Origin of the sequence: Streptomyces sp. AB3(2024) (assembly GCF_041862025.1) — a bacterium.
In the GTDB taxonomy this organism is placed as follows: Bacteria; Actinomycetota; Actinomycetes; order Streptomycetales; family Streptomycetaceae; genus Streptomyces.
This window is the reverse complement of record NZ_JBGWAB010000086.1, coordinates 23,171-33,930: the sequence shown is the minus strand read 5'-3', so window position 1 is coordinate 33,930 and position 10,760 is coordinate 23,171. Positions and strand designations below refer to the sequence as shown.

The 10,760-nt window shown below is 71.0% G+C and carries 10 protein-coding genes and 1 pseudogene; 5 read left to right on the top strand and 6 right to left on the bottom strand.

Going from position 1 to position 10,760, the window contains the following annotated elements:
- The 3 genes and pseudogenes from ACEPPI_RS27590 to ACEPPI_RS27580 form a co-directional block, all read right to left on the bottom strand.
- A pseudogene (locus ACEPPI_RS27590) lies at window positions 1-254 on the bottom strand (serine/threonine protein phosphatase); the annotation flags it as partial.
- Between the two features lie 252 nt (window positions 255-506).
- Entirely contained in the window at window positions 507-1,214 is a 708-nt protein-coding gene (locus tag ACEPPI_RS27585; protein ID WP_373917970.1) for a DUF402 domain-containing protein, read from the bottom strand.
- Between the two features lie 102 nt (window positions 1,215-1,316).
- A complete protein-coding gene (locus ACEPPI_RS27580) occupies window positions 1,317-2,720 on the bottom strand; it encodes a class II fumarate hydratase (protein WP_373917969.1) in 1,404 nt (467 codons plus the stop codon).
- Between the two features lie 131 nt (window positions 2,721-2,851).
- Here ACEPPI_RS27580 and ACEPPI_RS27575 point away from each other — a divergent pair, with 131 nt between their 5' ends.
- Together ACEPPI_RS27575 and ACEPPI_RS27570 are read left to right on the top strand one after the other, a co-directional pair.
- On the top strand, window positions 2,852-4,381 hold the full coding sequence (locus ACEPPI_RS27575) for a ricin-type beta-trefoil lectin domain protein (RefSeq protein WP_373917968.1): 1,530 nt from the start codon (window positions 2,852-2,854) through the stop codon (window positions 4,379-4,381).
- Between the two features lie 190 nt (window positions 4,382-4,571).
- Window positions 4,572-5,027, top strand: a complete 456-nt coding sequence (locus ACEPPI_RS27570; RefSeq protein ID WP_373917967.1) for a hypothetical protein — start codon at window positions 4,572-4,574, stop codon at window positions 5,025-5,027.
- A 10-nt stretch (window positions 5,028-5,037) separates the two neighbouring features.
- Here ACEPPI_RS27570 and ACEPPI_RS27565 read toward each other — a convergent pair whose 3' ends face one another.
- Window positions 5,038-5,811, bottom strand: coding sequence for a glycerophosphodiester phosphodiesterase (locus tag ACEPPI_RS27565; protein ID WP_373917966.1), 774 nt, complete (start codon window positions 5,809-5,811; stop codon window positions 5,038-5,040).
- A 53-nt stretch (window positions 5,812-5,864) separates the two neighbouring features.
- Here ACEPPI_RS27565 and ACEPPI_RS27560 point away from each other — a divergent pair, with 53 nt between their 5' ends.
- Complete coding sequence (locus ACEPPI_RS27560) at window positions 5,865-6,227, top strand: hypothetical protein (RefSeq protein WP_373917965.1); 363 nt, start codon at window positions 5,865-5,867, stop codon at window positions 6,225-6,227.
- An 87-nt stretch (window positions 6,228-6,314) separates the two neighbouring features.
- On the opposite strand, the gene ACEPPI_RS27555 is transcribed toward ACEPPI_RS27560, so the two are convergent.
- Together ACEPPI_RS27555 and ACEPPI_RS27550 are read right to left on the bottom strand one after the other, a co-directional pair.
- Window positions 6,315-7,229, bottom strand: a complete 915-nt coding sequence (locus tag ACEPPI_RS27555; protein WP_373917963.1) for a phosphatidylinositol-specific phospholipase C — start codon at window positions 7,227-7,229, stop codon at window positions 6,315-6,317.
- 310 nt (window positions 7,230-7,539) lie between these two features.
- Window positions 7,540-9,207 carry a fumarate hydratase gene (locus tag ACEPPI_RS27550; RefSeq protein ID WP_373917962.1) on the bottom strand — a complete coding sequence of 556 codons (1,668 nt, stop codon included), beginning with the start codon at window positions 9,205-9,207 and terminating at the stop codon, window positions 7,540-7,542.
- 162 nt (window positions 9,208-9,369) lie between these two features.
- Between ACEPPI_RS27550 and ACEPPI_RS27545 the strand changes: the two genes are divergently transcribed.
- Window positions 9,370-10,044 (top strand): DUF1707 domain-containing protein, encoded by a 675-nt coding sequence (locus tag ACEPPI_RS27545; RefSeq protein ID WP_373917972.1) that lies wholly within the window; start codon window positions 9,370-9,372, stop codon window positions 10,042-10,044.
- Between the two features lie 176 nt (window positions 10,045-10,220).
- Complete coding sequence (locus tag ACEPPI_RS27540; protein ID WP_371676856.1) at window positions 10,221-10,619, top strand: WhiB family transcriptional regulator; 399 nt, start codon at window positions 10,221-10,223, stop codon at window positions 10,617-10,619.
- Window positions 10,620-10,760 lie beyond the last annotated feature (141 nt).

Below are 10,760 nucleotides of genomic sequence, written 5' to 3'. Positions count from 1 at the left end.
GCCTCGCCGTCGCGCGACCGGGCGCCGGCCGGGCCGGTGTCCGCCGCGTCGTGGCCGGAGGCCCGGGCGCCCTGCGGTCCGCCGCTCCCGGCGGCGCCGCGCGGGCGCGGGAGGTCGGCTGCCGGAGTCTGAGCATGCGTGCGTACGGCCTCGGCGGCCGCGATGGGGGCCTTGCCGTGGCCGGGCTCGTCCGTACCTCCGCCTGAGGCGACGGCGGGCTGCGGGCCCTCCTGGGAGGTGGGGTACTCCGTCACGCGTGGAATTCCGTCCGTTTGCGCTCGATGTGCGCTGCACTCAACTCGGTCAGTCGCGGTATACCCGCTCAGCGGCGGGGGCACCATCACCCCCGGGATCCGCGTCCCGCTCGTTACCTCTCGTTCGGCGTCGACCTCCGGTCAAGTCCCGGTCGCCGCAGGTCATTTGTGGTTACGGGGACCGGTCGGCCCCCCGCGCACGACCGGCGGAGGACGATCCTACGTTTGAACCCCGGGGGCGCATCAAGGGTCTCATGACGTCATATGCGCCGGGGTGCGGTCCCAGTCCTCGGGCAGGGCCGGAACGCCCCACACCGGATCGGGCCGCCAGTCCTGCCAGCCGTCGCGGAACGGGGACCCCCAGGCCTCGATCACCCCGACCGCCGCCCGCCCGGCCTCCTCCACCCGCCGGGCCTGCTCCGGGTCCATCAGTCCGGTGCGCTGGGCCTGCGCGAACTCGTCCTCGTCCCGCCAGTTCCAGCTGCGGTCCGGGTAGACGGAGATGTCGAGGAAGTGGTCCACCGAATCCACTCCGCCGGACCAGCGGACGAGGGGCTCCTCAAGGTTCACGTACCAGTTCTTGAAGCGCCAGCCGTGGTCCCAGAACAGCCAGACGGACCACGGCTCCCCGGGACGGGCCAGCTTGAGCACGCCCGCTCCGAACCAGCGCGAGCGCGCGGTGGTCCGCGGCGCGGTGTAGCGGGTGGCGAGCGGCTCCTCGTGCACGGGGGTGCCGTCCGCGAGCACCGGCTTGACGCATTCGGTGCCGGGGGCCATCCACACCGCGAGCAGCTCGGCGGTGTCCCGCACCACGGTCACCGGACGGGCGATGTGGACCTGGCCCTTGAGCCCCGGGGCGTGGTCGCGGTAGCGCCAGAGGATCCGGTCCCCGGGCGCCCAGTGCGCGTCCTGCGCGGGGCGGTGCCCCGCACCGCTCACGGACCTGTGGGTACCTGTCATGCGCAGATCTTAGGGCGGCCGCCCCCGAACTGGCTGCGTTGCAGGTCACGGAGGGGTGCGGGGACGGTAAACGACCGGATTCGGCCCCTGGGAGGGGGCCGTTCAGGGCCGGGTCATCCGCAGGACGTCCAAGGCCTCGTCCAGCTGTTCCAGGGTGAGCGCGCCCCGCTCGACGTAGCCGGACTCCAGGACGACCTCCCTGATCGTCTTCCGCTCGGCGAGGGCCCGCTTGGCGACCTTGGCCGCCTCCTCGTAGCCGATGTAGCGGTTCAGCGGGGTCACCACGGAGGGCGAGGACTCGGCGTACTGCCTGGCCCGCTCGGAATTGGCGGTGATCCCGTCCACCGTGCGGTCGGCCAGCAGCCGGCTGCCGTTGCCGAGCAGGCGGATCGATTCGAGGAGGTTCCTGGCCATCACCGGGAGCATCACGTTGAGCTCGAAGTTGCCGGCCGCGCCCGCCACGGCGACCGCGGTGTCGTTCCCCGTCACCTGCGCGGCGATCATCAGGACGGCCTCCGGCACCACCGGATTGACCTTTCCGGGCATGATCGAGGACCCCGGTTGCAGATCCGGCAGATTGATTTCGGCCAATCCGGTGCGCGGGCCCGAGGCCATCCAGCGCAGATCGTTGCAGATCTTGGTGAGCGAGACGGCGATGGTGCGGAGCATCCCGGACGTCTCCACCAGCGCGTCCCGGGCCCCCTGGGCCTCGAAGTGGTTGCGGGCCTCGGTCAGCGGCAGCCCGGTCGCCGCGGCCACCTCGGCGATCACCGCGGCGGAGAACCCGGGAGGGGTGTTGATGCCGGTGCCGACCGCCGTGCCGCCCAGGGGCAGTTCGGCCAGCCGGGGCAGCACGGCGCGCAGCCGCTCGACGCCGTGGCGCACCTGGGCGGCGTACCCGCCGAACTCCTGGCCCAGGGTGACCGGGGTGGCGTCCATCAGGTGCGTGCGCCCGGCCTTGACCACCTCGGCGAACTCGGCCTCCTTGCGTTCCAGGGCGGCTGCGAGGTGCTCCAGGGCCGGGATCAGCTCACCGGTGACGGCGGCGGTGGCGGCGATGTGGATGGAGGAGGGGAAGACGTCGTTGGAGCTCTGCGAGGCGTTGACGTGGTCGTTGGGGTGCACGTCGCGCCCGAGCCGTTCCGTGGCCAGGGTGGCGATGACCTCGTTGGCGTTCATGTTGGACGAGGTCCCGGACCCGGTCTGGAAGACGTCCACGGGGAAGTGGTCGTCCCAGCGGCCGTCGGCGACCTCGGCCGCGGCGGAGCGGACGGCCCGCGCCGTGTCGGCGTCCAGTACGCCCAGTTCCTCGTTCACCGCGGCCGCGGCCGACTTGATGCGGGCCAGGGCTTCGATGTGGGCGCGCTCCAGCCGCTGCCCCGAGAGCGGGAAGTTCTCCACGGCGCGCTGGGTCTGGGCGCGCCACTTGGCGTGCGCGGGGACCCGTACCTCGCCCATGGAGTCGTGCTCGGTCCGGAACGCTTCGGACCGCTGATCGTCTGTCATGTTCGTTGCCTCCTGAAAAAGTTGAGCAATTGTCTTGTTCGAAGTGTTCCCAACTCCCCTACCGACCAGTAAATACCGTGGGTAACACCGTGGGTAACACCGTGGGTATCACTGCAATCGGGGAGGCGTTCATGGCACGTGCGCGTACGAAACCCAGGCTCAGATCTACCTTCGCCGCCATCGCGGCGATCGCGGCCGCCCTCGGGGGCGTCACCGCCATCACCCCCATGGCCCAGGCGGCACCCGCCGCCGGCGGCTCGATCACACCCCTTTCGCCGGAACTCGAAGCCGTCCGGGCCGCCGAGGCCACCAAGATCTACGGAGACCCGGCGATCCGCCCGCTGAACGAGCGCAAGACCGGGCTCATCTCGCTCGGCGACAGCGAGATCTCGGGCGAGGGCGTCGGCAACTACGACCCCGCGACCAACACGTCCGCCAACCAGTGCCACCGCTCGCCGGACTCCGCGATCCACCGCACCGGCATCCCGGCCGACCTGACCTTCAACGTGGCCTGCTCCGGCGGCTACACCGGGAACATCAGGATCGGCGGCAGCAAGCAGTACGCCGACGAGCTGGTCCAGAGCGACGGCCTCGCCGTAAAGGCCCGCAACACGAAGATCAAGATGGTGCTGCTGGTCGCCGGGGCCAACGACGACCTCCAGTTCGGCCCCGTCATGACCGACTGCGTCACCCGCTGGGTGCTCAGCCAGGGCACCTGCGAGCCCAAGTACGGCCCCGGCTGGCAGGCGCGCGTCGACGGCCTCAAGCCCAAGGTGGAGGCCACCGTCGCCGACCTCAAGACGGTCATGCGCGACGCCGGCTACGCCGACTCCGACTACAAGCTCGTGGTGATGGGCTACCCCAGCCCCATCGGCCCCGACTTCAACGACAACCCGAACTTCCCCGGCAAGCTCCCCGGAGGCTGCGCCGGCTACGACTCCGACGCCGCCTGGGGCCGCAACTACGCGGTGCCCACCTTCGAGAAGGGCATGCGCGAGGCCGCACTCGCCTCCGGCGCCTACTACCTCGACAACTCGCGGCTCTTCAACGGTCACGAGGTGTGCATGGAGGACACCTGGGCCCGCGGCCTCTACCTCGACCTCGGGGACCACTTCCCGTGGGACGAGAACACCGCCCGCCAGTCCTTCCACCCCAACTACCGCGGCCACGGCGCCTTCGCGTCCTGCCTGACCCAGCTCTACGACTCCGGCCTGCGCGAGGCCTCCTGCGCCGACCCCGCCAGCACCGGGACCCCCGTCCTGCAGGCCGGCGCCTGGGACGACCTCTACAAGCCCCTCAGGAACGAGGCCACCGGCAACTGCCTCGACGACTTCGGCGGCTCCAGCGCCAACAACACCAAGGTCGTCGGCTGGGACTGCCACGGCGGCCGCAACCAGGGCTGGTGGTACGAACCCGCCCGCGGCGCCGTGCACACCGAACTCACCCAGGACCGCTGCCTGGACGTCCCCGGCGCGAACTACGGGGCCGGCACCGGTCTGATCCTGTGGAACTGCCACGGCGGCGCCAACCAGAAGTTCGTCCGCGACGGCGCCACCCTGCGCCCGGCCGCCGCCACCGGCATGTGCCTGACCGTGGCCGCCGCCCACGAACAGCTGCGCCTCCAGCCCTGCAACGGCTCGGCGAACCAGCGCTTCGCGTAGCCCCGCCATCCCCTCGGACCCCCACACCCGGCCGGTGCTCTCCGGCCGGGTGCTCCTCCCTCCGCCGCCCGCGCAACCGGACCGCCCGTACGCACGTCCGTAGCTTCCGGCAGGCCCGCCGGGGCACCCGGCACCCGGCGCGCGCAGATCTCGTCGAGGGAGCAGTCCGATCTTCGTCACCGTCCTCCTCATGGCCGTCCTCGGCCTCTTCGCCCTTCTCCTCCTCCTGGGCAAGGGGCTGCACTTCCTGGCGACCCGCAGGCCGGCCGTGAGCGCGAGCCCCGTGGGCAAATGGGCCGAAGCGGCCGTACTGTGCCTGGCCGCGGCCGCCCTCCTGGCCTCCGTCGGCGCGGGGACGGGCCTCGACCCCCGCCCCGTGCGGCCCTGCGTGGAGGCGCTCGCCGAAAAGGAGGGGCCCGGCGGATTCCGCACCCCCGACGCCGACATCACCATCAGGCGGACGATGCTGCCGATCTCGGTGCTCTGCGAGTTCCCCGGCGGCACCCGCGTGGAACTCGTCTCGCCCTGGGTGAACCCGCTGCTCGCGCTGTCGCTGGTCGGTGCGGCCGGCTGCGCGGCCGGCTTCGTGCGGGCAGCCCGGGCCACCCGGCGCGGCGCACCGCGCAGCGGGCACCCGGCGTACTGAACGGCCGCCCTCAGCGGGTTCGTGCCCCGAGCAGCCCGCGCACCTCGCGCGGCCGGTTGGTGATGATGGTGTCCACCCCGAGCCGGACGCACAGCTCCACGTCCTCGGGTTCGTCCACGGTCCACACCCGCACCGCCAGCCCCTTCGCCTTCAGGCGCCCCACGAGTCCGGGGTCCTTGCGCACCAGGTCGATGCCGGGGCCGGCGTGCGCCGCGAACGGGGGACGGACGGGCCTGACCCGGCGCTCGATCAGGTACACGGCAGGCAGTCCGGGCGCGAGCCGGTGCATCCGCGTCAGCGCGGTCCGGGAGAAGCTCATCACCTCGACGAGCCCCGACGCCCCGTCGGCCAGGCCGTGGTCGCGCAGCACCCGCACCAGCTCGGCCTCCAGGCGCCCGCCGGCCCGGGTGGGGTGCTTGGTCTCGACCGCCAGCCCCACGGGCCGGTCCGCGGCGAGCGCCTCCTTGAGCAGGTCCTCGAAGAGCAGCACCCGCGCCCCGCGGTGCGCCGCGCCCTTCCACCGGCCGAAGTCGAGGGCGGACAGCTCCTCGTACGTCATCTCGGAGACGACCCCGCGGCCGTCGGAGGTCCGCTCCACCGTCCGGTCGTGCACGCACACCAGCCGCCCGTCGGCGCTCAGCCGCACATCGCACTCCAGTGCGTCCGCGCCGTCGGCGATGGCCTGCCGGTAGGCCTCGACGGTGTGCTCGGGGTGTGCGTACGAGGCCCCGCGATGGGCGACGACGCGCACGTCGCGGGCGGTGGGGGAGGACAGCTCAGTCATGCCGCAGACGTTATCGGGATGCGCGGCCCGACCCGTTACGGGATGCTCCACCGATGGCTGAACACTTCATGACGCTCCCCTGCGCGCCCTGCGCCTCCTGCCGCTTCGAGGCGTGGCAGCGCGTCGTGGAGGGCCGGCTGCGCTGGGAGGAACAGCAGTACTGCCCCACGGACGAGGCCCTGGCGTGCGGGGGCGGCTGGGGTCCGCCCCCGCCGTGGGTCCGCGAGCGGATCGTCGCCGCCGAGGGCGTCGTACGCCTCGCCGTCGGCGGGCCGGACGGCGTGCCGCTGAGAGCCGTTCGCGAGGTGTACGGGCTCACGGTGCCGCAGCTGCGCGAGGCCCGCGAGAACGGCCTGGAGGCCACCGCGGTGGAGGCGGAGCTGCTGCGCGCGATGCGCGGCGGGCCCCGGGGGTGAGGTCGGCCCCGGGGCCCGCCGGTCGGGCCGGCAGCCCGCCCTCCGGCCATCCCGAAGACCCCGGCCCCGCGATCGTGTGACGAGCCTTTAGACGAAGTTCTTGTTGATCAAGAGGTTCATGATGTCGGGGCGGTAGTTGGGGAAGTCCATGGGCACAATGCCGAAGCGGGCGCGCTGAGCCTTCCTCGGCTCCAGGTACGCGTAGACACTCGGGAAGATCTTCTGGGCCCCGATGGAGGGTTCGGGGATGGGTCCCTTGGCGGTGCTGGTGAAGTTGATGAACATCTGAGAAGTGGTCTGGTCGAACCACGCCGCGTCGAACCAGTCGTTGATCGCCTGCTTCTTCTCATCGTCCGGGACGTTGTACTTGTCCTGGACCTTGCAGTGGTCGTCCCACTTGAGGACGGTCCAGTCGTGGCTGAAGTCGGTGAGGAGCACGACCTTGCCGCGAGCCTGACCCAGGGTGGGCCACGTGGGGGCGGTCCAGAAGAGCGGACGGAAATGCATCGACGGGTCGTCCAAGTGCCAGTTGAAGCGGCGCCTGAATTCCTCTGCGCCGAGCGCCTGGCCTCCCGCATTCTCATTCTTGACGCGCATGATGATCACTTCCTTCGGGTTGCTCCGCAGGAAGTAGTCGCAGTCGTTGAGGACGTCCGCGAACCGCTTGTCCATGAATACGTTGCCGTGATAGAGCCCCATCTCGTTCGCGGAGCCCTGCAATCCGTTCAAACGGATGTCGAGGAAGCGGATGCCGTTGTTGAGCTGGGTCAGCAGGTCCCAGTCCTGGCACTTCGCGATGCTGATGCCGCTGTTGGCGCAGGTGTTGTGGGTTCCGGGGATCGTCAGCTTCGTGACGGGAAGGCTGTTGGAGAGCTGTCCCATCCAGGACCGGGCAGACCAGCTCGCGGCGGTTGCCGTACTCGGGAGGCCGAGCACGGTGGCAGCGGCCAGGCCACCGGCTCCGGCTGCCCACTTCAGGACGTCACGACGGGTAGAGCTCATGCCTGTTCTCCGATTCAGGGCGAAACATGGCCGATCAGTACGACCACGGCTGGAATTCTCGACGGAATCACGCTGCGCAGAGCAGCGGACGGCCTCCGAGGCCCACCGTAAACGGGGCCGTTAACGTTTCGCTGTCACCCGCTAACGTCTTGCTGGCGTCCGCTAACGCTCTTGCTTCGCCTGGACCGGCTCTGAAATTGAATGCCTGATGTCGGGCGGTCGGCCGTGATCAGGGAGGGGGCGGGTACGGCAAGAGAGCCCCCGGCGCGGATGCGCCGGGGGCTCTCTTGAGGCGGGGGGGAGTGCCGGGCTACGCCAGGCCGGGGCCGCGGACCGGGATGTGGGTGAACGTCGGCTCCGGGGCCGGGTTCTGGAAGAAGTCGTTGCCCTTGTCGTCCACGACGATGAACGCCGGGAAGTCCTCGACCTCGATCTTCCAGACCGCCTCCATGCCGAGCTCCTCGTACTCCAGGACCTCGACCTTCTTGATGCAGTCCTGGGCCAGGCGCGCGGCCGGGCCGCCGATCGAGCCGAGGTAGAAGCCGCCGTGCGTGCCGCACGCGTCCGTCACCTGCTGCGAGCGGTTGCCCTTGGCCAGCATGACCTTGGAGCCGCCCGCCGCCTGGAACTGCTCGACGTAGGAGTCCATGCGGCCGGCCGTGGTCGGGCCGAAGGAGCCGGACGCGTAGCCCTCGGGGGTCTTCGCGGGGCCGGCGTAGTAGACCGGGTGGTCCTTCAGGTACTGCGGCATCTCCGCGCCCGAGTCCAGCAGTTCCTTGATCTTGGCGTGCGCGATGTCGCGGGCCACGACCAGCGGTCCGGTCAGGCTCAGCCGGGTCTTGACCGGGTGCTTGGTCAGGGTCGCCAGGATGTCGTCCATCGGCTGGTTCAGGTCGATGGAGACGACGTCCGAGGACGCGTCGAGGTGGGCGTCCTCGGTCTCCGGCAGGAACCGCGCCGGGTCCGTCTCCAGCTGCTCCAGGAAGACGCCCTCGGCGGTGATCTTCGCGGTGGCCTGGCGGTCCGCCGAGCAGGACACGGCGATGGCGACCGGGAGGGACGCGCCGTGGCGCGGGAGGCGGACGACGCGGACGTCGTGGCAGAAGTACTTGCCGCCGAACTGCGCGCCGATGCCGATCTTCTGCGTCAGCTCGAAGACCTGCTGCTCCAGGGCCTCGTCGCGGAAGCCGTGACCCAGCGCGGAGCCCTCGCGGGGCAGCTCGTCCAGGTAGTGGGCGGAGGCGTACTTGGCCGTCTTCAGCGCGTGCTCGGCGGAGGTGCCGCCGACGACGATCGCCAGGTGGTAGGGCGGGCAGGCCGCCGTACCGAGGGAGCGGATCTTCTCCTCCAGGAACTTCATCATGGAGGCCTCGTTGAGGACCGCCTTGGTCTCCTGGTAGAGGAACGACTTGTTGGCGGAGCCGCCGCCCTTGGCCATGAAGAGGAACTTGTACGCGCCGCCGTCGGTCGCGTACAGCTCGATCTGCGCGGGCAGGTTCGAGCCGGTGTTCTTCTCCTCCCACATGGTGAGGGGGGCCATCTGCGAGTAGCGCAGGTTCAGGCGGGTGTACGCGTCGTAGATGCCGCGCGAGAGGGCGGCCTCGTCCGCGCCCTCGGTGAGCACGTTCTGGCCGCGCTTGCCCATCACGATCGCCGTGCCCGTGTCCTGGCACATCGGCAGGACGCCGGCCGCCGCGATGTTCGCGTTCTTCAGGAGGTCGAGCGCGACGAACTTGTCGTTCGAGCTCGCCTCCGGGTCGTCGATGATCCGGCGCAGCTGCGCGAGGTGCGCGGGGCGCAGGAAGTGCTGGATGTCGTGGATGGCCTCTTCGGCGAGCTTGCGCAGCGCCTCCGGCTCGACCTTGAGGAACGTACGGCCGTCGGCCTCGAAGGTCGAGACGCCCTCCGAGGTCACCAGCCTGTACGGGGTGGTGTCCTCGCCCAGGGGGAGCAGATCGGTGTACGCAAACTCTGGCATGACGGCAGTCATTCCTCACTCGGCAGACGGCGCTGGCGACCAATTTGGCAGCGCGGTTAACCAGCGTAGGACCTCTCCCGGGGGCTTTGTCTGTGAGGTAAGGCTCAGTCGGCCCCGGCGAGGGAGTATCGCGATCTATCGTGTCTCGCTATGCTGGTTGACGTGGACCTGGAAAAGCACCCTGCCGCCCCCGCCCCCGTGGCCGCCGCCCCCGCCGGGCTGCGCGCCTCCGACGCCGATCGTGACCGGATCGCCGAGATCCTTTCCCATGCCGTCGCCGAGGGCCGGCTGACCGCCGAAGAGCACTCCGAGCGCCTGGACTCCCTCTACGCCCTGAAGACGGTGGGAGAGCTGGACGTCCTGGTCGGCGACCTTCCGGCCGGCGCCGCGGCCGCCGTCCCCGCCGCCCCGCCGGCCGCACTGCCGCCCGCCGCCGCCGTGTCCGGCCCGGTCGAGACGGTGGTCGCCGTGTGCAGCAGCTCCGCCCGCAAGGGCCGCTGGCGTCCCGGGGCCCGCACCCGCGCGGTCTCGATCCTCGGCGACATCACCATCGACCTCACCGAAGCGGTCTTCGAGCAGCAGGTCACCGAGATCAACGTGACCTCCGTCCTCGGCAACGTCGAGGTGCTGGTGCCGGAGAACGTCACGCTGCGCGGCTACGGCGGCGGGGTACTCGGCAACTTCGAGGTGCGCGGCGAGGGGGTCGAGAGCGACCCGCAGGCGCCGGTGGTCATCGTCCGCGGATTCGCGCTGCTCGGGAACATCGAGGCCCGCCCCAAGCTCGGATCCCGCCTGGTCGACCTGGCGCACAAGCTCCGCAAGCGGCTCGACGGCTGAGCCGCCGCGCGGGCCCCGGCGCGGGCCCCGGGGGTCCGATACGGCCGGCGTGTGCCTGCGGCGTATTTCGGTCGAACCTCCCATCGGTGACGGTGCACAGTGCTTAGTGGCACGCACAGCGGGTAGGGACTGGTGCATCGTCTCTCGCTCGCGTATACGTCGTCAGGAGTAGACCCGTGCCGCATCCGCCGCATCAGTCCCTGCAGGCAGCCGCCGTCCAGAGTCTTCAGGCGCGTCCGGCCGCGGTGCCGAAGCCACGGATGCCGGCGCGGGAAGAGGACGGCCCATGGCATGCGGAGGCGGTGTGTCGCAGGGACGAGGCGGGCCTGTTCTTCGCACCCTCCAAGGAGCCGACCGCGGCCCGGCTCGCGCGCGAGGAGGCCGCCAAGCGGGTCTGCGCGCGCTGCCCCGTGATGGTCGCCTGCCGCGAGCACGCACTGCTCCAGCCCGAGCCCTACGGAGTCTGGGGCGGCCTCACCGCCGCCGAGCGGCGGGTGGTCCTGGGGCGCAGGCGCCGCCGGGCCGCCGAGCTGCTCCCCGGGGCGGGTACGCCGCCCATCGCCGCCGCCGGCTGAGCCCCGTACGCGCGCGCTGGTCCCGTTTACGCGCGCCGGTCCCGTACGCGCGGGCGGGTCCCCGTACACGCGGGTGGGTCTCCCCGTGCCCCCACCGCGATCCCCGTACGACGAAGGGGCGGTCCCCCCGCACCGGGACCG

What these genes read in the sequence shown, in the direction of transcription:
- ACEPPI_RS27585 (WP_373917970.1), bottom strand. Translation starts at nt 1,214, where the DNA reads ATGACAGGTACCCACAGGTCCGTGAGCGGTGCGGGGCACCGCCCCGCG.
- ACEPPI_RS27580 (WP_373917969.1), bottom strand. Translation starts at nt 2,720, where the DNA reads ATGACAGACGATCAGCGGTCCGAAGCGTTCCGGACCGAGCACGACTCC.
- ACEPPI_RS27575 (WP_373917968.1), top strand. Translation starts at nt 2,852, where the DNA reads ATGGCACGTGCGCGTACGAAACCCAGGCTCAGATCTACCTTCGCCGCC.
- ACEPPI_RS27570 (WP_373917967.1), top strand. Translation starts at nt 4,572, where the DNA reads ATGGCCGTCCTCGGCCTCTTCGCCCTTCTCCTCCTCCTGGGCAAGGGG.
- ACEPPI_RS27565 (WP_373917966.1), bottom strand. Translation starts at nt 5,811, where the DNA reads ATGACTGAGCTGTCCTCCCCCACCGCCCGCGACGTGCGCGTCGTCGCC.
- ACEPPI_RS27560 (WP_373917965.1), top strand. Translation starts at nt 5,865, where the DNA reads ATGGCTGAACACTTCATGACGCTCCCCTGCGCGCCCTGCGCCTCCTGC.
- ACEPPI_RS27555 (WP_373917963.1), bottom strand. Translation starts at nt 7,229, where the DNA reads ATGAGCTCTACCCGTCGTGACGTCCTGAAGTGGGCAGCCGGAGCCGGT.
- ACEPPI_RS27550 (WP_373917962.1), bottom strand. Translation starts at nt 9,207, where the DNA reads ATGCCAGAGTTTGCGTACACCGATCTGCTCCCCCTGGGCGAGGACACC.